This window comes from Spirillospora sp. NPDC047418, assembly GCF_040643275.1.
Lineage (GTDB): Bacteria > Actinomycetota > Actinomycetes > Streptosporangiales > Streptosporangiaceae > Spirillospora.
In genome coordinates this window covers 31,524-51,314 of record NZ_JBEYTW010000061.1, presented here as the reverse complement: position 1 = coordinate 51,314, position 19,791 = coordinate 31,524, and the positions used below count along the sequence as shown (strand labels likewise).

Here is a 19,791-nt window from a genome sequence, read left to right as displayed (position 1 = left end):
GCGTGTTGTTGTTATGAGCGCGTCGAAAACAACAACACGCCGCAGGTCAACGTTGTGGTGGCCCGGCGCTTGCGGGTGTCGGGTCACGGAATCTTGTGAAGCCGGGGTGAAAGCGGGGTGAAGGCGGGGGGCCTCAGTGTTCTCCGCATGGAGATTGAGGCACGGCAGACGGCCATTTCGGTGGTCGGGCTGCGGAAGGTGTTCGGGGAGAAGGTCGTCCTCGACGGGATCGATCTCGAGGTGGCGCGCGGGACGGTGTTCTCGCTGCTCGGGCCCAATGGGGCGGGCAAGACGACGGCCGTGCGGATCCTGTCGACGCTGATCCGGGCGGACGGGGGCGAGGCGCGGGTCGCCGGGTGCGATCTCATCCGGAACCCCGACGGGGTGCGCAAGGCGATCGGGGTCACGGGGCAGTATGCGGCGGTGGACGGGCTGCTCACCGGGCGGGAGAACCTCATCTTGATGGCCGACCTGCATCATCTGGGGAAGGCCGCCGGGCGGCGGGCCGCCGATGAGCTGCTGGAGCGGTTCGGTCTGGTCGAGGCCGGTAAGAAGACGGTCGCCACGTATTCGGGTGGGATGCGGCGGCGGCTCGATATCGCGATGACGCTGATCGGGAGCCCGCAGATCATCTTCCTGGACGAGCCGACGACCGGGCTCGACCCGCGCAGCCGGCGGACGACCTGGGAGATCATCCGCGGCCTGGTCCGCGGCGGTGTGACGATCTTCCTGACCACGCAGTACCTGGACGAGGCCGACCAGCTCGCCGACCGCATCGCGGTGCTGGACGGCGGCCGGATCGTCGCCGAGGGGACGTCCGAAGAGCTGAAGCGGCTGGTGCCGGGCGGGCACGTCCGGCTGCGGTTCGCCGGTCCGGGCGAGCTGGACGCGGCGGTGCGGGCACTCGGCACGGTGACCAGGGACGACGACGCGCTCACGCTGCAGGTGCCGAGCGACGGAGGCGTCCGGTCGCTGCGGGAACTGCTCGGACGGCTGGAGGACGCGGCCGTCGAGGTCGACGAGTTGTCCGTGCACACGCCCGACCTTGACGACGTGTTCCTCGCCCTCACCGGCCGGAAGGAAGAGGTGGCCCCGGCATGAGCACGCTGACTCTGGCGATGACCGACTCCGCGACGATGCTGCGCCGCAACCTGCGGCACGCGCTGCGCTACCCGTCCCTGACGGTCGCCGGGATGATGATGCCGATCTTCATCATGGTGCTGTTCGTCGGCGTGTTCGGGAACGCGCTCGGCGACGGCGTCGGCGGCCCCGCCAAGGGCGACTACATCAACTATGTGGCGCCGGGGATCATCCTGATGGCGATCGCGTCCGGGTGCCTGCAGACGTCGGTCTCCGTGTGCGTCGACATGACCGAGGGCATCGTTGACCGGTTCCGCACCCTCGGCATAGCGCGGGCGTCGCTGCTGACCGGCCACGTGATCGGCAGCATGATCCAGACGCTGCTCAGCACGGCGGCGGTCATCGGCGTGGCGGTCGCGATGGGGTTCCGGACGAGCGCGGGGGTCCTCGACTGGCTCGCCGCGGCGGGGCTGCTGGTGGCGCTGACGTTCGCGCTGACCTGGGTGGGCGTCATGCTCGGGCTGCTGGCGAAGAACCCCGAGGGCGCGAGCAACACGCCGATGATCGTGCAGTTCCTGCCGTTCTTCGGCAGCGCGATCGTCCCGCCGGAGTCGATGCCGGCCGGGGTGCGGTGGTTCGCCGAGTACCAGCCGTTCACGCCGATCATCGAGACGCTGCGCGGCCTGCTGACGACGTCGCCGGACGGGGCCGACGCGGTGGCGGCCGGGGCATGGTGCGCGGGGCTCGCCGTGGCCGGCTACACGGTCTCGAAGGTGCTGTTCAACCGGAAGGCGCCCCGGTAGCGAGTGCCCGCGCGGCGTCCCACAGTTCGGCGCGGGACAGGCCGGCGTACTCCGCCACCGCGGCGCGGTACGCCGGCGCGTCGGCGTCGAGGGCGGCGCGGCGGGCGGACGCGGGGGACATGGTCGGCTGGAAGGAGCGGGTGAAGTGCATCCGCTCCGCCAGCGCGATCCGGCGCGCGGCGCGGGCCGGGTCGTCGTCGACCAAGGCGAGGGCCAGCAGGAGCGAGCCGCAGATGGGCAGGTCCATGACGGCGGGCGGCAGCGGCTGCGCCGCCTCGGCGAGCAGCGCGGACAGCTTGCCGTGCAGCCCGTCGGCGAGGTCCCGGACGAGGTCGAGCCGCCCGTGCCGCGCGTGGGCGATGACGGCGACGCAGTGGGTGTCGACCGTCCACGGGTCGAGGCCGGGTGCCGTGGCGGGGATCTCCTCCTCCGCGAGGCGTGCCACCGCCTCCCGCCACAGCCGCAGGCCCGTCTCGGCGTCGCCGCGCGCGAACGCGATCTCCGCGCGTGCGCCGAGGCTGAAGGTGGCCATGCCCGGCGAGTCGTACGGGCCTTCGGTGTTGGACTGCTCCAGCAGCCGCTCGGCCTCGTCGAGTTCGCCGAGGTGGAGGTGGACGGCCGCGAGCGCCCACAGCAGCCCGAACATGTCGGGCCAGCCGTAGCGGTCGAGGAAGTCCAGCGAGACCCGCAGGTGGTGGGCGGCCTCACCCGGCCGGTCGGTCTGCATCAGCAGCTCGCTGAGCCGCGAGTGGGCGATCAGCAGCAGCCACGGCGAGGGGGCGGTCTCCGCCACCTCCGCCATCGCCTCCGTGACGTCCAGGGCGCCCGCCAGGTCGCCCTCGTGCTCGCGGATGTATCCGGTGACGCAGTCCGCGAGGGCCGCGAGCAGCGGGTGGCCGCCGGAGCGCATCCGGTCGAGCGCCGCGCGGTCGTGGCCCAGGATCTCCGGCGCCGATCCCACCAGGACCGCCAGTGCCCGGACGAGGCTGTTCGGCGGCGCGGGCGGAAGCCGGCGCAGCACGACGAGCGCCCGGGTCACCTGCGGCCCCTTCAGCATGACCGTGGTGAGGACGCTCAGCGCCAGTGCCGTCCGGGTGACGTCGACGTCCGCCGGGCCGGGACGGAACCGGCTCAGCACGCCCGCGGACTCCTCGGCCACCGTGATCATCCGGGTGAAGGCGGACTCCAGCGTCCACAGGCCGCCGAGCACCGCCGTGGCCGCCGCGACCGCCGTGCCGTCCCGCCGGGCGAGCCCGTGCCGCAGCGCCTGGACGAGGTTGTCCTGCTCGGCCCGGACGCGTCCCAGCGGCGCGACGGGATCGGCCCCGAACAGCGCCTCGTGGTGCGCCGCGCCGAACTCGCGCGCCCAGGCGAGCAGGCCGTCGACCGCGCGCTCGGTCTCCCCTTCGGCGTCGCGGTGGGACGCGCTGAACTCGCGGACGCTCTCCAGCATCAGGAACCGCGTGCCCGTGCCGTCCTCGGCCATGGAGAGCAGCGACTGGCCGACGAGGTCCTCCAGGACGTCCAGTGCGTCGCCGCCCAGCAGGTGGCGGGCCGCGTCCAGGGTGAAGCCGCCGGGGAAGACCGACAGCATCCGCATCGCGGCCCGCCCGGACGGCGACAGCAGGTTCCAGCTCCAGTCGACGACGGCGTGCATCGTCCGGTGCCGGGACGGCGCGTCGCGGGCGTTGCCGCGCAGCAGCGCGAACCGGTCGTCCAGCCCCCGCGCGATCTCCGGGACCGACATGACCCGCACGCGCGCCGCCGCCAGTTCCACCGCGAGCGGCAGCCCGTCCAGGTGGCGGCACAGCTCCTCGACCGGGCCGGACGGCAGGCCCGCGCCGGGGCGCGCCGCGAGCGCGCGCTGCCGGAACAGCTCGACCGCCGTCGCCGGGTCGAGCGCGGGCAGCGGATACACCGACTCCGACGACAGGCCGAGCGGGGCGCGGCTCGTGGTCAGCACCCGCACGTCCCGCGTCATCGACACGAGTGCGCCGACCAGGGCGGCGACGCCGTCGACGACGTGCTCGCAGTTGTCCAGGACGAGCAGGACGGGCCCCGGCCCGAGCGCGTCCACGATCCCGGTGAGGACGCCCCCGGGACGGCGCGCCGCCCACGGTGACTCGCCGACGCCGAGCACGGACGCGACCTCGCCCGCCACGTCCTCGCTCCGCGCGACACCGGCGAGCCCGGCGACGTGCACGGAGCGCTGCGGCGCGTCGCGCGCGACCGTGTGCGCCAGCCGCGTCTTGCCGAGACCGCCCGGCCCGACGATCGAGGTCACCCGGGACGTCCGCAGCAGGCCGAGGACGGCGGCGAGGTCGCCGGCACGGCCGAGCAGCGGGTTCGGCTCGTGCGCGACGCCGCGCCGGACGGGCGGCGCCTCGTCACGCAGCAGCTCCTGCTGGACGACCTGGAGGCCCGCGCCCGGATCGGTGCCGAGCGACTCCCGCAGCGAGCGCCGGTAGGACTCGTACCGGGCCAGCGCGGCGGACGGCCCGGCCGCCGCCGCCTCGCAGCGCAGCAGTTCGGCGAGGACCTCCTCGTCCCGGGGGTACTCGCCGGCCACGGACGCGAGCGCCTCGAAGCCCTCGGCGTGTCGCCCGAGCCGGGCCAGGGCCAGCGCGCGGGCACGGCACAGCGTCCAGTACGTCGCGGCCCGTTCCGTGCGCAGGACGGACAGGGCACCGTCTCCCGCGTCCGGCTTCGGAGGCCCGTCCCACAGCGCGAGCCCCTCGTCGGCGTGCGACAGCGCGCCCGCGTGGTCGCCGTCGCGGGCGCAGCGGGCGCTCGCGGACGCGGCGAGCAGCACCGCGCACGCGTCCACGTCGGATTCGTCCAGCCCGAGCCGGTAGCCGGTCGGCGTGCTCGCGATGACGTCCGCGCCCAGCGCCGACCGGGCCCGCGACACCACGACCTGGAGCGCCTTCACCGGGTTCTCCGGACGATCGTCCGCCCACAGCCCCTCGACCAGCCGCGCGACCGTGACGCCCGCGCGCGGCTCACCGGCGAGCAGCGCGAGCAGCCCGCGCACCCGGGGACTCGTGACGTCCCGCCCACGGCACGCGACCCGCGCCAGCAAGGTCAGCTCCACGGGACACAGCGTAGGACGAAGACGGGCAAACGCGATAGATCTCGACTTGCCGCCCCGGGCGGGGAGCGGAACCGTCCGCGAAACCCGGCCGCGTTCAGGCGGATCAGCTCGCGCGGTAGTGCCGCCGCAGGGCGATCCCGGCCGCGACGCCGCCCGCCAGCGCGCCCGCGCCCGCCGCGGCCGGCAGCGCGACCATCGTCACCTTGCGGCCGGTGCGGAAGTCGTGGATCGGCCAGCCGTTCTCCTTGGCGTGCGCGCGCAGCTCGGCGTCGGGGTTGACGGCGTGCGGGTGCCCGACGGCGGTCAGCATCGGCAGGTCGTTGACCGAGTCGCTGTAGGCGGAGCAGCGGGCGAGGTCGAGGCCCTCCCGCTGGGCGAGCGCCCGGACGGCCTCCGCCTTCGCCGGCCCGTGCAGCAGGTTCCCGACGAGCCGCCCGGTGTAGAGGCCCTCGCGGGTCTCGGCGACGGTGCCGAGCGCGCCGGTGAGGCCGAGGCGGTGCGCGATCGTCCGGGCGACCTCGACCGGCGTGGCGGTGACGAGCCACACCTGCTGGCCGGCGTCCAGGTGCTGGAGGGCGAGGGTGCGGGTGCCGTGCCAGATCCGGTCGGCCATCACCTCGTCGTAGATCTCCTCGCTGAGCGTGACGATCTGGGCGACCTGCTGCCCGGCGACGAACGCGAGCGCGGCCTCCTTGGCGCTGCCGATGTGCTCGGAGTTCTCGGTGCCGCGCATCCGGAACAGGGCCTGCCCCCACGCGAACATCGCGAGGTCGCGCATGGTGAACAGCTTGCGGGCGGCGAGGCCGCGCGCGAAGTAGTAGATGGACGCGCCCCGCATCATCGTGTTGTCGACGTCGAAGAACGCGGCGGCGGCCGGGTCGGGCACGGGCAGCGGACCGGGCGGGGCCGCTGCCGCGGCGGCGGCCTCCCCGGCGCTCTTGTGGTCCACGTCGCGTTGCCAGAATCGCCGCATGAGGCGAAGCCTAGTCAACCGCCTCCCCGCGGCCCTCGTCCCGGCGATGATTGCGACGGTCTTCACTCCGGTCGCCCGCGGCCGCCATCAGCCGTTCACGCAGCACCTCGCGGAAACGCGGATCCGGCCCCGCCCCGCCTGCCCGCAGCCGGGCCAGCGCGTCTCCCCGCTCGATGGTCCTTCCCCGCCTCGTCTTCAATGCCCGGTTCTCATCGGCCGCTCCCTTGCGGAAATCCGGGCGCGCGAGCGCCTCTGACCGGAGAACGATCGGGCGGCGCGCCGGGTTACGGCCCGGGGGCCGATCCGCGTCGGTGCCGCAGGTCGTCAGTAGCGCAGATCGTCAGTACCGCAGGTCGTCGGGGAGCATGCGGCCCAGCGACCGGACGGCGCGGTACTGCAGCGCCTTGATCGCGCCCGGCTTCTTGCCCATGACCAGCGCGGTCTCGGCGACCGACAGGCCGTGCAGGAAGCGCAGCACGACGCACTCCTGCTGCTCGGACCCGAGCCGCCGGACGGCCAGCAGCAGCGTCCGGTTGGTCATCGCGTCCAGGACGGCCCGCTCCGGTCCCTCCTGGACGCGCCCCGGACGGTGCCGGCCCGGGTGGAGCCGGTCCGGCTCGGCCAGCTCCGCGGTGCAGACCTCCAGCCGGTAGCGGCCGGACTTGAAGTGGTCGGCGACGAGGTTCCGGGAGATCGTCACCAGCCAGGCGCCGAAGTCCTTGCCCTGCCAGTGGAAGTCGCGGACCCGGCGCAGGGCGCGCAGGAACGTCTCGCTCGTCAGGTCCTCGGCGAGGGAGTGCGTCCCGACCCGGTAGTAGACGTACCGGTAGACGAGCTCGACGTAGTGGTCGTAGAGGGAGCCGAACGCGTCGGCGTCGCCGTCCCGCGCGCGGAGCACCAGCGCTTTCAGGACCTCGGCGCGGTCGGCGCCCGGCCCGCCGGAACGGGCGGCGCGGCCCCGGGAACGCCGAGGGAGCGGGATGACCCCGGCGTCGAGGGTCAGGCTGCTCATGCAGTTCTCCTCGGGGCGTACGCGACCTCCGGCGTGATCTGCCACTCTAGATACCGGAAGGTACGGAAGCAATGCCCTGTTCCATGGTGCTTCCGCCCCTATTCGGCCCGCCCCGATCGGCGCCGATCACGGCGCGGTTACCCGTCCGCTCGCGGCATCGGGCACCATTAGGCGCGATGGTCGACGCTCTTCTCGCGCTCCTTGCGACCCTTGGTGCCCTGGCGGCCACCGGGTTGCTGATCCAGCGCGCCCACAAGGACCGGCTGCTCTACCTCATCGCCTGGTCGTTCACCCAGGTCGGGCTGACGCTCGCGCTGCTGTGCATGGCCGTCGGGTTCATGATGGGGTTCAACGGCCCGCTGTTCCGCGTCCTGGAACTCGGCGCCGCGCTGATCGGGCCCGTGTGGCTCGCGCTCGGCATGATCGAGCTGATCGCGCGGTACGTGCAGGTGCGGTTCGCCGCCTGGCTGTTCGCGATCTCCTACACGGTCGTCGCGATGGTCATCCTCGTCCTGGACCCGCTCAAGGGCTCGCTGTCCAAGAGCCTGCCGAAGCCGAGCTCCACCTACGACGCGCTGCCGCTGCTGCTGATCGACGGCGCGCACGTCGTCGCGGTGATCTCCCTGGTGGCCTGCACCGGCCTCACCGCGTGGCTGGCGAGCAAGCGCGACCAGGAGGCCGCCGAGCTGCTCATCCCGGTCGCGCTGGTCGCGCTCGCGGGCGTCCTGGTGGTCAGCGGCACCCGCGGGTTCCTGCCCGCGCCGATCGCCGTGATCGCGCTCGGCGCCGCCGGCGGGCTGGTCTGGTACGGCGCGATGCGCACGATCCCCGTCTACGACGATGACGAGGGCTTCGACGACTACGACGACCGGGGCGGCTACGGGGACGACCGCGGCTACGGGAGCGAGCCCGCGACCGGCTACGAGGAGCAGGCGTACCCGGCCAGGGCCGAGCCCGTCCCGGCGCCGACCCCGTCCCCCGAGCAGCGGACGCCGGACCCGCGCCGCGGCGAGCTGCGGTTCCCCGAGCCGGCCGTCGAGGAGCTGCGCTTCCCGTCCGACAACCCCGCCGGGCCCACCGCCGTCGACCCGCTGGGCGGCCCCGCCGGGCGGCCGGCCCCGGCCGGTCCGCCGCGCGGCGGGGAGCTGGCGAACGCCTGCGGCCAGATCACCGTCTACACGCTGCTGGACGGGCGCGAGGAGGCCTTCGACCGGCTCGCCGCCGACCTGGTGAAGGCCGCGCTGGCGGCCGAGCCGGACACGGTGATCTTCGCCTGCCACGAGGTGGTCGGCGGCCCCACGCAGCGGATCTTCTACCAGCTGTTCCGGGACGAGGCGGCGTTCGCCGCGCACCGCGGGCAGGCGCACCTGCGCCGGTTCCTCGCCGACTCCCGCACCCACGTGCTGGCCACGAACGTGATCGAGCTGAAGCTCGGCGCCGCGAAGGTGCCCCTCCCGGCGCCGGAGTTCCCCGGGAGGTGACATGCCCGACGACGTACCCGGCGACGTGCCCGGCGACATCGTGATCACGATGTTCGGCAAGCCCGGCTGCCACCTGTGCGAGGACGCCCGCGCGGTGATTGAGCGCGTCGCCGCCGACCTCGGGGTGCGGTGGGAGGAGCGCGACATCACCCGGTCCGAGGCCGACTACGAGCGGTACTGGGAGCAGATCCCGGTCACGCTGATCAACGGCGTCCAGCACGACTTCTGGCGCGTGGACGAGTCCCGCCTCCGCGCCGCCATCGCCAAGCTCCGCTGATCCCTTCTCCTCGCCGTCCCCGCCCGACGGGGGGTTTTCGGGCCTTCAGGTGTCTTGTCGGTCACATCCGAACGACATTCGGATTGCCGGGGCGTACCCTGCAAGTCCCTGATGGACGGCCTTTCCGCGCTGCCGTCCGGCCCATGCGACCGGGGGGTGACTTTGTGCGCGTGTTCACAAAGGCTTAACCTGGTGGCCAGCCCTGGGGGCGGCCGGGCCGCGGTCGTCAGACCGTTACCGAGCCGCGCGAGCCGGGGCGAGGGGTTCACCGACCGCCCCGTCCCCAGCGTCGAGCCCGAAGAGCAGGCCGTGACACCTCGACAGAACCGGCACCGCGACCGAGCGGGCCGCGGCATCCCCGAAGCCACCGTGGCGCGGCTCCCGGTGTACCTGCGCGCCCTCACCGGGCTGCAGGAGCGCGGCGTCGCCACCGTCTCCTCCGAGGAGCTGGCCGCCGCGGCCGGCGTGAACTCGGCCAAGCTGCGCAAGGACCTGTCCCACCTCGGGTCGTACGGGACGCGCGGCGTCGGCTACGAGGTCGAGTACCTCGTCTACCAGATCTCCCGCGAGCTCGGCCTCACCCAGGACTGGGTCGTCGCGATCATCGGTGTCGGTAACCTGGGCCGTGCGCTGGCCGGCTACGGCGGCTTCGCGTCCCGCGGGTTCCGTGTCGCGGGCCTGCTCGACGCGGACGAGGCCATCGTCGGCCAGGAGATCTCCGGCATGACGGTGCAGCACATCGACCGGCTGGAGGACATCATCGCCGACCACGGTGTCTCCATCGCCGTGATCGCGACCCCCGCGGGCGCGGCCCAGGGAGTCTGCGACCGGGTGGTCGCCGCGGGCGTCACCAGCGTGCTGAACTTCGCGCCCGTCGTCCTGTCGGTGCCGGACGGCGTCGACGTGCGCAAGGTCGACCTGTCCATCGAGCTGCAGATCCTCGCGTTCCACGAGCAGCGCAAGGCCGGCGGGCCGGACGTCCACCCGCCGCTCAACGCGGGGGACACGCCGCCGGGTACGGCGCAGTACGTGGAGACGGTCGAGGCATGAGCGGCGCAGGGCCGGCGGGCATGGGCGACGCGGATCGGGTAACCGGAGCCCACAGCAGGGCAGCCCACAACATGGCGGACGCGGGAGTCAGGGCATGAGCATTCTGGTGGTGGGGCTCAGTCACCGCAGCGCGCCCGTCGCGGTGCTGGAGCGGGCGGCGGTGGCCGGGGACGACCTGGTGAAGCTGCTGCACGCGGTGCACGACTCGGCGAACATCGCGGAGGCCGCGATCGTCTCGACCTGCAACCGGGTCGAGATCTACGCGGTGGTCGACAAGTTCCACGGCGGCGTCTCGGCGATCTCCGAGCTGCTGGCGCTGCACTCCGGCGTCCCGCTGGACGACCTGTCGCGGCACCTGTACGTCCACTACGAGGAGCGGGCCGTCCAGCACGTGTTCGCGGTGGCGTGCGGGCTGGAGTCGATGGTCGTCGGCGAGGGGCAGATCCTCGGCCAGATCCGGCAGGCGTTCAAGCTCGGGCAGGACGAGCGCACGCTCGGCCGCGACCTGCACGACGTCCTGCAGCAGTCGCTGCGGGTGGGCAAGCGCGCCCACCACGAGACCGGCATCGACCAGGCCGGCGCGTCGCTGGTCAGCGTGGGGCTGGACGTCGCCGTCCGGCATCTCGGGCCGCTGGACGGCGTCCGGGCGCTGGTGGTCGGCGCCGGTTCGATGAGCTCGCTGGCCGCGGCCACGCTGAGCCGCGCGGGAGCGCGCGAGGTGGTGATCGCCAACCGCACGCATGCGCGGGCGGTCCGCCTCGCCGAGTCGCTGGACGTTCCGTCCGCCGCGATCGAGCTGTCCGCGCTGGACGCGGCGCTGGCCGACGCGGACCTCGTGGTGTCCTGCACCGGCGCCACCGGCCTGGTGGTCACGGCCGCGCAGCTGACGGCGCGCGGCGTCGGGGACGACGGGCGGAACCGGTTCTTCCTCGACCTGGCGCTGCCGCACGACGTCGAGCGGTCCGTCGGCGAGCTGGACGGCGTCGAGCTCGCCGGGCTGGACGACCTGCGCACCGCGCAGGAGGCCGCGCGGGCGATCGGCCCGGCGGCCGTCGAGGCGGTCCGCCGGATCGTGTGCGAGGAGGTCGAGGCGTTCCTCAGCGCGGCCCGCGCCGCCGCCGTCGCGCCGACCGTCGTCGCGCTGCGCAGCAAGGCCGCGGGCGTGGTGGACGCCGAGCTGACCCGGCTGGCCGGCCGGATACCCGGGATGGACGACCGGGACCGCAGGGAGATCGAGCAGACCGTGCGGCGCGTGGTGGACAAGCTGCTCCACGCGCCGACCGTCCGGGTCAAGGAACTGGCGGCGGCGCCGGGCGGCGACTCCTACGCCGACGCGCTGCGCGAGCTGTTCGACCTGGACCCGAAGGCCCCCGAGGCGGTGGCCCGCGCCGACCTGCGCGAGGACGACCCGCCGGCGGCGATCGCACCCGAGTGCGCGGACGCCGACTGCGTCAGCCCCGCGCCCGTGCCGGTCAGCGAGGTTCCGCCGGGCGCGTCCGATGGAGTGAACGTGGAGACGGTGAACGCCCGCGCGGCGAGCGTCCGCGCGGTCAGTGCCCGGGACCGGGTCCCGGCGCGCGAAGGAGACGAGACGTGAGTACAGGCAAGGGCCCGCTGCGGCTCGGCACCCGCAAGAGCCTGATGGCGACGACGCAGTCGCAGGGCGTCGCGGACGCGTTGACGCGGCTGACGGGGCATGCCGTGGAGCTGGTCGGGGTAACCACGCAGGGTGATGTCTCCAAGGCCCTGCTCGCCCAGATCGGCGGAACGGGCGTGTTCGTGAACGCGCTGCGTGACAAGATCCTGTCCGGCGAGGTGGACTTCGCCGTCCACTCGCTGAAGGACCTGCCGACCTCGGAGACGCCCGGGATCGCGCTCGCCGCGACGCCCCGCCGCGACGACCCCCGCGACGCGCTGTGTTGCACCCCCATGGCTACGCCCCGCCACCCCCAAGGCGGACCGTGCAAGCTGGCCGACCTGCCGCGCGGCGCCCGCGTCGGCACCGGGTCGCCGCGCCGGGTGGCGCAGCTGCGCGCGCTCCGCCCGGACCTGGAGATCGTCCCGATCCGCGGCAACGCCGACACCCGGCTCCGCAAGATCACCGACGGTGAGCTGGACGCGATCGTGCTGGCGCACGCGGGCCTGCGGCGGATCGGGCGGCTGGCGGAGGTCGGCGAGGTCTTCGACACCGACCAGATGCTGCCCGCGCCCGGCCAGGGCTCGCTCGCCCTCGAATGCCGCGCCGACCGCGCCGACCTCCGCGAGCTGCTCGCCGCGGTCGACGACGCCGCCACCCGGCGCGCCGTCACCGCCGAGCGGACGATCCTCGCGGTGCTGGAGGCGGGCTGCTCCGCGCCCGTGGGAACATACGCTGCCGAAGTAGATGAAGAGCTGCATCTGACGGCGACCGTCGCGGCGATCGACGGAAGCCGGCAGATCAGGATGTCCGCCAGCGGCCACCCGGATGCCGCCGAGCAGATCGGCCGCGACCTCGCGGCCCGGCTGCTCGCGCAGGGGGCCGACCAGTTGATGGGGGAGCGCGATTGAGCCCCGCCGCGAAGAGCGCCGCCGAGACCCGAGCCGCCGAGACGAGGGCCGCCGAGATCAGGGGCGCTGAGAGCAAGGCCGCCGCCAAGGTCGCCGCCGCCCGGGTGGCGGCGCCGAGCCGGACGACCGATCCGGGGACGGTCGCGATCGTCGGCATGGGTCCGGGCGATCCGGGCCTGCTGACGCTGCGCGCCGCCGCCGAGCTGGAACGCGCCGACACCGTCATCGTCAGCCGCGCGCACTGCCCCGCCGACATCCTCGCGCACTGCCGCGCGGACGCCGAGATCATCGACACCGCCGAGGGCGACCCGGTCAAGCTCGCGGTGCGCGCCGCGAAGGCCGGCCGCCGCGTCGTCCGGATGTTCGCCGGCGACCCGGGGGTCGCCTGCGGCCTGGCCGCCGAGGGCGCCGCGCTGCGCAGGGCGGGCGTGCCGTTCGAGGTCGTCCCGGGCGTCTCCGCCGTGACCGGGGTGCCGGGGTACGCGGGCATCCCGCTCACCGACCCCGACCACCGCGAGGTCAGGGTCGTGGACGCCGCCGCGGGCGGCGTCGACTGGGAGGCGTTCGCCGGTTCCGGCGCCACGCTCGTCATCACCGGCGCGGAGGGCGCGGTCGCGGAGGTCGCCAAGGGCCTCATCGCGGCCGGGCGCGCCGACTCCACCCCCGCCGCGATGACGAGCCTCGGCACCACCACCGAGCAGGAGACCGTGGTCTCGACGCTGAGCAAGCTCGCGTCCGACACCAAGGGCATGGAGTCGCCCGCGCTGATCATCGTCGGGGACGTCGTGAAGTGGCGCGACAAGCTGTCCTGGTTCGAGACCAAGCCGCTGTTCGGCTGGCGGGTGCTGGTGCCGCGCACCAAGGAGCAGGCCGCCTCGCTGTCGGACCAGCTGCGCGGGTACGGGGCCGTCCCGGACGAGGTCCCGACGATCTCCGTCGAGCCGCCGCGCACCCCGCAGCAGATGGACCGGGCCGTCAAGGGCCTGGTCACCGGGCGCTACGAGTGGGTGGTGTTCACCTCCACCAACGCGGTGAAGGCCGTCCGGGAGAAGATCACCGACTACGGCCTGGACGCCCGCGCGTTCGCCGGGCTGAAGGTCGCCGCGGTCGGCGAGCAGACCGCCGCCGCGCTGGTCGAGTTCGGCGTGCAGCCCGACCTCGTCCCGGCCGGGGAGCAGTCCGGCGAGGGCCTGGCCGCCGAGTGGCCGCCCTACGACGAGGACCTCGACCCGATCAACCGGGTGCTGCTGCCGCGCGCCGACATCGCCACCGACGTCCTCATCGCCCGGCTGACCGAGCTCGGCTGGGAGTGCGAGGACGTGACCGCCTACCGGACGGTCCGGGCCGCGCCGCCGCCCGCGCCGATCCGCGAGGCGATCAAGGGCGGCGGGTTCGACGCGGTGCTGTTCACCTCGTCGTCCACGGTGAAGAACCTGATCGGGATCGCCGGCAAGCCGCACAACGTGACGGTGATCGCGGTGATCGGCCCGCAGACGGCGAAGACCGCGCAGGAGTACGGGCTCCGCGTCGACGCCATGGCGGACAAGCCGTCCGTATCGGCCCTCGCCGAGGCGCTCGCGGAGTACGGTGCGAACCGGCGGGCGGCCCAGATCGAGGCGGGGGACCCGCTCCGCAAGCCCAGTCAGATGCGCCGGGGGGCCCGGCGCCGCAAGTAGCCGACGACCCAGAGGTATTCCATGTCCGCACAGTTCCCCGTCGCGCGCCCGCGGCGGCTGCGCCGCACGCCCGCGCTCCGCCGGCTGGTCGCCGAGACGCGGCTCGCACCGGCGGACCTCGTCCTGCCGATGTTCGTCAAGGAGGGCATCGCCGGGCCGCAGCCGGTCTCGTCGATGCCCGGCGTGTTCCAGCACACCCTGGACAGCCTGCGCAAGGCCGCGCACGAGGCGGCCGAGGCCGGCGTCGGCGGGATCATCCTGTTCGGCGTCCCGGCGCAGAAGGACGGCACCGGGTCCGCCGCCGACGACCCGGACGGCATCGTCCAGCGGGCGCTGCGCGACCTGGCGTCCGACCTCGGCGACGCGACCGTGCTCATGACGGACCTGTGCCTGGACGAGTACACCGACCACGGGCACTGCGGCATCGTCACCGAGTCCGGCGAGATCGACAACGACGCGACCCTGGAGCGGTACGCCTCCATCGCGCTGGCGCAGGCCGCGGCGGGCTCGGCGGTCGTCGGCCCGTCCGGCATGATGGACGGCCAGGTCGGCGCGATCAGGACGGCCCTCGACCGGGCGGGCCACACCGACACCGCGATCCTCGCGTACTCGGTGAAGTACGCGTCCGCCTACTACGGCCCGTTCCGCGAGGCCGCCGAGTGCGCGCCCCAGTTCGGCGACCGCTCCACCCACCAGCAGGACCCGGCCAACACCGACGAGTCGCTCCGCGAGGTCCTCCTCGACCTCGACGAGGGCGCCGACATGGTCATGGTGAAGCCGGCCGGCGCCTACCTCGACGTCGTCCGCCGCGTCCGCGACACCGTGGACGTGCCCGTCGCCGCCTACCAGGTGAGCGGCGAGTACGCGATGATCGAGGCCGCCGCCGAGAAGGGCTGGATCGACCGCGAGCGCACCATCATGGAGTCCCTGACCTCCATCCACCGCGCCGGCGCCGACATCGTCCTCACCTACTGGGCCACGGAGGCGGCTCGCAGGCTGCGCTGACCTGCCGGTTGTCCCGGGGGCGGTCGGGACGCGCTCTAGTTACTTAGGGTCGTTTACCGGGGGTTGCCGTGTCTGGGCGTGACGGCGGCGGGCATCATCGGTAACCAGGAACCCACGCGCGACCTTGGGATACATGGGGGGCGAGATGCTGGCGGTCACGGGGCACAGGCGGCAGAGGGCGGCACGGAACCGGATGGCGGCGGCGGCGCGGGAGTACGCCGGGTTCGGGTGGCCCAGTTTTCCGGGCGCGCACGTCGGCGCCGACCGGGCGTGTTCGTGCGACCGGATCGGGTGTCCCGACCCGGGCGCGCATCCGGTATCGGCGGCGTGGGCGCACCAGGCGAGCGTCGATCCCGAGGTGATCGAACGCTGGTGGGTGAAACGCCCGGAGGCGAACATCATCCTGCCGACGGGCCGGGTCTTCGACGTGTTCGACGTCCCGGCGGCCGCCGGCGCCATCGCCCTCGACCGGATCGAGCGGGAGGACGTTCCCGTCGGTCCGGTCGCGTCGTTCGGGGGCGAGCGGCACCTGTTCTTCGTCGCGACCCGCGGCGCGCCCGTCGACGAGGACGAGTGGTGGTCGTGCCACCTCGACACGCTGCCCGAGGACGTCGCCGACACGCCGGGCATGCGCTGGCACTGCCGCGACAGCTACATCGTCGCGCCGCCGTCCGTGCTGCCGCACGGGCGCGAGGTCGCCTGGCTGCGGCCGCCCGCGCGGGAGCCGCTGCCGGACCCGCTGCGCCTCCTGGAGGTCCTCGTGGACGCCTGCGAGGCCGCCTGAGCCCCGCTGAGCCCTTGAGCCTCCTGAGCCCCGCTGAGCCCCGCCTGGGCTAGCGCGGGGCCTTGATGGCGGGCTTCGCGCCCCACTTGGAGTAGGAGCCGCGCTGCATCTGGTTGCGGCCCTTCTCCTCACCCGCGCGGACCCAGAACTTGACCGGGCGGTGGCCCGCGTCGAGCTTGATGGCGAAGGCGATCTGCTGGGCGCCGGTCGCCTGCGCCATCCGCGCGTACATGGGGCCGAGGCCGGGCGCCTGCGCCAGCTGCGCCGCCGGCGCCTCGCCCTCGTAGATCGCGCCCGACCGGGTGAGCCTGGTCGCCGACCGCAGCAGCGTCGTCAGGTTCGCGACGGAGCTGCCCCGCCGGACCTGGTCGGCCAGCACCGGGTAGCCGCGCCCGCCGAACGCGGACGGCTTCCACTTCTTGCCCACCCGCAGGTAGAGCCGGTCCTGGACGACGACGGCGGGCATCGCCTTGCGGGCGGACCCGGACCCGGCGACCGTCATCGAGTAGGACGCCTGCCCGCCCTCCAGCGTGAACGTGCCGCGGCTGCTGACGGGGAACCCGCAGCAGCCGGTCTGCCGGTAGCTGAACGCAGCGCCGGGCGCGTTCGCGACGGCCTGGTCGATCTGCGCGATGAGCGGTGTCGGGTCGACGCCGCCGGCGGGCAGCGTCGGCTGCGGGGTGCTGCTCTGCGCCGGTGCCGGGTCGGGCGGCGGCTTCTTGTCGTCCTTCTTCAGCAGCGTCGCGGCGCCCGCGCCGCCCCCGGCGACGACCAGGACGGCGACGGCCGCGAGCACCCAGGGGGTACGGGACCGGCCGCCGCCGGGCTGCTTGCCGGCGACGACCGGGTTGCGGCCGCTGCTGCGGGCCGGTTTCGGCTTCGGCGGCTCCGGCTGCAGCGCGGCCTGCCCGGCGAGCTCGGTGAGCCGGCCGCGGCCCTGCGCCTCCCAGGACGGCCCGTAGGCGGAGACGGCCGCGTCCTCCAGCGCGCCGAGGAGGTCGGCGGCGGTCTTCGGCCGCCCCGCCGGCTCCTTGGCGAGGCCCTGGTGGACGAGCGCGCGCAGCGGCCCGGGGACCTCGTCGGCCGGGATCGGCGCCTCGCGGTGCAGCCGCGCCATGTTCCGGCCCGCGTACGGGGGCCGCCCGGTGAGCGCCTCGTAGAAGATCGCGGTGGCGGCGTACAGGTCGGTGGCGATGGTGGCGGGCTCGCCGTCCCACAGCTCCGGTGCCGCGTACTGCGCGCCGAACCGCACCTCGGTGCCGGCGGGCGCGGTCGCGAAGTCGGTGAGCAGCGCGTTGCCGTCGCCGTCCAGCAGGACGTTCGCCGGGCGGAGCGCGCCGTGCACGACGCCGCGCTCGTGCGCGGCGGCGAGGCCGAGCAGCAGCCCGCCGAGCATCGACAGCGCCGCGAGCGGCCCGGCGGGGCCCTGCGCGGCCAGCACCCGGCGCACGCTGACGCCCTCGACCCACTGCATCACGATCGCCGCGCCGTCCGCGGACTCCACGAAGTCGTAGAAATCGACCACGTTGGGGTCCTCGAGCTGCGACAGCGGGCGCGCCGCCGCGCGGAAGCGCGCGAGGAACGCCTCGTCGGCCGCGAGCGCGCCGTCGAGGTACTTGATCGCGACCTTCGTGCCGGTCTGGTCATCGACCGCCAGCACCACCCGGCCCGAGGCTCCGTCGCCCAGCTCCCGCTCGTGGGTGAAGCCCGGGACCGTCCAGCCGTCAACCACGTTGAAAGCCCATCCCTCCGATGTCGTACTTGGTGGAATATCGGCCCGCGCGGCGCGAGGTCAAGGCAAGTCGCCGAACTGCAACTGAGAGACTGAAAACGTGACTGGTATCGATCGCTCCCAGCAGTTGTTCGACCGCGCCGCCGAGGTCGTCCCCGGCGGCGTCAACTCCCCGGTGCGGGCCTTCGGCGCCGTCGGCGGGACGCCCCGCTTCATGGCGTCCGGGCGCGGCCCGTACCTGACCGACGCCGACGGGAACACCTACGTCGACCTGGTGTGCTCGTGGGGCCCGCTGATCCTCGGGCACGCGCACCCGGCCGTGGTCGAGGCGGTGCGGGACGCGGCGGGCCGCGGCACGTCCTACGGCGCGCCGACGCAGGGCGAGGTGGAGCTCGCCGAGGAGATCGTGTCGCGGACGCCGGCGGGCCGGGTCCGGCTGGTCAACTCCGGGACGGAGGCGACGATGTCGGCCATCCGGCTGGCGCGCGGCTTCACCGGACGCACCAAGATCGTGAAGTTCGCGGGCTGCTACCACGGGCACGTCGACTCCCTGCTCGCCGCCGCCGGATCGGGGGTCGCGACGTTCGGGCTGCCCGACACGCCGGGTGTGACCGGCGCGACCACCGCGGACACGCTGATCCTCCCGTACAACGACGTCGCCGCGGCGGAGACGGCGTTCGACGAGCACGGCACCGACATCGCGTGCGTCATCACCGAGGCCGTCCCCTGCAACATGGGCGTGGTGCCGCCGCTGGACAACTTCAACGCGCTGCTGAAGCGGCTGTGCGAGCGGTACGGCGCGCTGCTGGTGATCGACGAGGTGCTGACCGGGTTCCGCGCGTCCCGGTCCGGCTGGTTCGGGATCGAGGGCGTGGCGGGCGACCTGATGACGTTCGGGAAGGTGATGGGCGGCGGGCTGCCCGCCGCCGCGTTCGGCGGGCGCGCCGACATCATGGACCGCCTCGCCCCCGCCGGCCCCGTCTACCAGGCGGGCACCCTGTCGGGGAACCCCCTGGCCACGGCCGCCGGGCTCGCCACGCTGCGGAACGCCACCGACGAGGTGTACGCGGCGATCGACCGGTCGGCGGGGATCGTGGCGAAGGCCGCGTCGGAGGCGCTGGAGCGGGAGGGCGTCCCGCACTCGGTGCAGAACGCCGGCAACCTGTTCTCGGTCTTCTTCAGCGCGGCGCCGGTGGGCGACTTCGCCGCCGCGCAGCGCCAGGACTCCAAGGCGTACGCCGCGTTCTTCCACGCGGCGCTGGACCGCGGCGTGTACCTGCCGCCGTCGGCGTACGAGGTGTGGTTCCTGTCCGCCGCGCACGACGAGGAGGCGCTGGGACGCGTCCTGGACGCCCTCCCGCACGCGGCCCGCGCGGCGGCGCAGGCGTCGTCCTAGCGGGCCTGGCCGCTAGAGGGCTCGGCTGCTAGAGGGCTTGAAACGCCCGCATGGCCGCGGCGACCGACTCGGGACGCGGTGCGCGCAGCGGTGCGCGCACCGCCGGGTCGTCGATGAGCCCGATCTCGGCCAGGCACGCCTTGAGGACGGCCGGAGCCGGTTCGCCGAACAGCGCCTCCACCATCGGGAGCAGCTTGTTGTGCGTCGCCAGCGCGTCCGCCGTCCCACCGAGCACTGAGGCGTAGGCGGACGGCGCGAGGCACGCGCACGCGGCGACGCCCCCGGCCGCGCCGAGGCGCAGCATCGGGTAGATGTACGCGTCGTCCCCGCACAGCACCGCCTTGCCGGGGTTGGACGCCAGCATCGTGAGCGTGTCCGCGTCGATGCCGCCCGCGCAGTGCTTCATGCCGGCGACGCAGTCGAGCGCCAGGATCTTGAGCAGGGTCTCGGCGCCGAGCTGCTTCCCCGTCCGGTACGGGATGTTGTACGGGACGAGCGGGACGTCGACCGCCGCGCCGATGGCGGCGAAGTGGTCGACGACGGCCTCGTCCGACGGGCGCAGGTAGTACGGGACGACGATGAGCAGCGCGTCGGCGAAGTCGGCCCGTTCGCGGGCCTGCCGGATCGAGTCCTCGGTGCCCATCGTCCCGGCGCCGACGATCAGCGGTGTCCCGGCGTCGTCGGAGACGGCGCGGCACACCTCCAGGACCGTCCGCTCCTCGCCCGGGGCGAGCAGGGCGGCCTCGCCGGTGGTGCCGAGCGCGACCAGGCCGTCCACCCCGTTGCCGAGGCAGTGGGCGGCGAGCCGTTCGAGCGACTTCGCGTCCACCGCGCCGGAGCGGGTGAACGGCGTGACGAGCGAAGCGTGGATTCCGTGCATG

General features: G+C 74.0%; 16 protein-coding genes. 11 read left to right on the top strand and 5 right to left on the bottom strand.

Annotated features, from left to right (window positions below; genetic code table 11):
* Window positions 1-147: 147 nt before the first annotated feature.
* Both ABZ806_RS30380 and ABZ806_RS30375 read left to right on the top strand, forming a co-directional pair.
* Window positions 148-1,101 (top strand): ATP-binding cassette domain-containing protein, encoded by a 954-nt coding sequence (locus tag ABZ806_RS30380; RefSeq protein ID WP_500220852.1) that lies wholly within the window; start codon window positions 148-150, stop codon window positions 1,099-1,101.
* Complete coding sequence (locus tag ABZ806_RS30375) at window positions 1,098-1,883, top strand: ABC transporter permease (RefSeq protein ID WP_500220851.1); 786 nt, start codon at window positions 1,098-1,100, stop codon at window positions 1,881-1,883. Before ABZ806_RS30380 ends, ABZ806_RS30375 begins: the two co-directional genes overlap by 4 nt.
* Here ABZ806_RS30375 and ABZ806_RS30370 read toward each other — a convergent pair.
* From ABZ806_RS30370 to ABZ806_RS30360, 3 genes are all read right to left on the bottom strand, one after another.
* Window positions 1,861-4,977 (bottom strand): AfsR/SARP family transcriptional regulator, encoded by a 3,117-nt coding sequence (locus ABZ806_RS30370; RefSeq protein WP_500220850.1) that lies wholly within the window; start codon window positions 4,975-4,977, stop codon window positions 1,861-1,863. The two genes, ABZ806_RS30375 and ABZ806_RS30370, sit on opposite strands and share 23 nt — an antisense overlap.
* A 103-nt stretch (window positions 4,978-5,080) precedes the next feature.
* On the bottom strand, window positions 5,081-5,950 hold the full coding sequence (locus tag ABZ806_RS30365) for an HAD family hydrolase (RefSeq protein ID WP_500220849.1): 870 nt from the start codon (window positions 5,948-5,950) through the stop codon (window positions 5,081-5,083).
* Window positions 5,951-6,290: 340 nt separating this feature from the next.
* Entirely contained in the window at window positions 6,291-6,962 is a 672-nt protein-coding gene (locus ABZ806_RS30360; RefSeq protein WP_500220848.1) for a sigma-70 family RNA polymerase sigma factor, read from the bottom strand.
* Between the two features lie 176 nt (window positions 6,963-7,138).
* Between ABZ806_RS30360 and ABZ806_RS30355 the strand changes: the two genes are divergently transcribed.
* The 8 genes from ABZ806_RS30355 to ABZ806_RS30320 all read left to right on the top strand — a co-directional run bounded on the left by ABZ806_RS30355 (window position 7,139) and on the right by ABZ806_RS30320 (window position 15,782).
* The gene (locus ABZ806_RS30355; RefSeq protein ID WP_500220847.1) at window positions 7,139-8,443 is read left to right on the top strand and encodes a putative quinol monooxygenase; all 1,305 of its coding nucleotides are present in this window, start codon (window positions 7,139-7,141) and stop codon (window positions 8,441-8,443) included.
* Between the two features lies 1 nt (window position 8,444).
* The gene (locus ABZ806_RS30350; protein ID WP_500220846.1) at window positions 8,445-8,720 is read left to right on the top strand and encodes a glutaredoxin family protein; all 276 of its coding nucleotides are present in this window, start codon (window positions 8,445-8,447) and stop codon (window positions 8,718-8,720) included.
* A 309-nt stretch (window positions 8,721-9,029) separates the two neighbouring features.
* The gene (locus ABZ806_RS30345) at window positions 9,030-9,770 is read left to right on the top strand and encodes a redox-sensing transcriptional repressor Rex (RefSeq protein WP_500220845.1); all 741 of its coding nucleotides are present in this window, start codon (window positions 9,030-9,032) and stop codon (window positions 9,768-9,770) included.
* 94 nt (window positions 9,771-9,864) lie between these two features.
* The gene (locus ABZ806_RS30340) at window positions 9,865-11,367 is read left to right on the top strand and encodes a glutamyl-tRNA reductase (protein WP_500220844.1); all 1,503 of its coding nucleotides are present in this window, start codon (window positions 9,865-9,867) and stop codon (window positions 11,365-11,367) included.
* Window positions 11,368-11,411: 44 nt separating this feature from the next.
* A complete protein-coding gene (hemC, locus tag ABZ806_RS30335; RefSeq protein WP_500220854.1) occupies window positions 11,412-12,317 on the top strand; it encodes a hydroxymethylbilane synthase in 906 nt (301 codons plus the stop codon).
* A gap of 104 nt (window positions 12,318-12,421) precedes the next feature.
* Complete coding sequence (locus tag ABZ806_RS30330; RefSeq protein ID WP_500220853.1) at window positions 12,422-13,993, top strand: bifunctional uroporphyrinogen-III C-methyltransferase/uroporphyrinogen-III synthase; 1,572 nt, start codon at window positions 12,422-12,424, stop codon at window positions 13,991-13,993.
* 21 nt (window positions 13,994-14,014) lie between these two features.
* The gene (gene hemB, locus ABZ806_RS30325; protein ID WP_500220843.1) at window positions 14,015-14,998 is read left to right on the top strand and encodes a porphobilinogen synthase; all 984 of its coding nucleotides are present in this window, start codon (window positions 14,015-14,017) and stop codon (window positions 14,996-14,998) included.
* 133 nt (window positions 14,999-15,131) lie between these two features.
* Window positions 15,132-15,782 (top strand): bifunctional DNA primase/polymerase, encoded by a 651-nt coding sequence (locus ABZ806_RS30320; protein WP_500220842.1) that lies wholly within the window; start codon window positions 15,132-15,134, stop codon window positions 15,780-15,782.
* 49 nt (window positions 15,783-15,831) lie between these two features.
* Here ABZ806_RS30320 and ABZ806_RS30315 read toward each other — a convergent pair whose 3' ends face one another.
* Window positions 15,832-17,514, bottom strand: coding sequence for a serine/threonine-protein kinase (locus ABZ806_RS30315; protein ID WP_500220841.1), 1,683 nt, complete (start codon window positions 17,512-17,514; stop codon window positions 15,832-15,834).
* Window positions 17,515-17,614: 100 nt separating this feature from the next.
* Between ABZ806_RS30315 and hemL the strand changes: the two genes are divergently transcribed.
* Complete coding sequence (hemL, locus tag ABZ806_RS30310) at window positions 17,615-18,910, top strand: glutamate-1-semialdehyde 2,1-aminomutase (protein ID WP_500220840.1); 1,296 nt, start codon at window positions 17,615-17,617, stop codon at window positions 18,908-18,910.
* Window positions 18,911-18,938: 28 nt separating this feature from the next.
* Here the strand turns inward: hemL and ABZ806_RS30305 are convergent, their stop codons facing one another.
* Entirely contained in the window at window positions 18,939-19,790 is an 852-nt protein-coding gene (locus tag ABZ806_RS30305; RefSeq protein WP_500220839.1) for a dihydrodipicolinate synthase family protein, read from the bottom strand.
* Between the last annotated feature and the right edge of the window lies 1 nt (window position 19,791).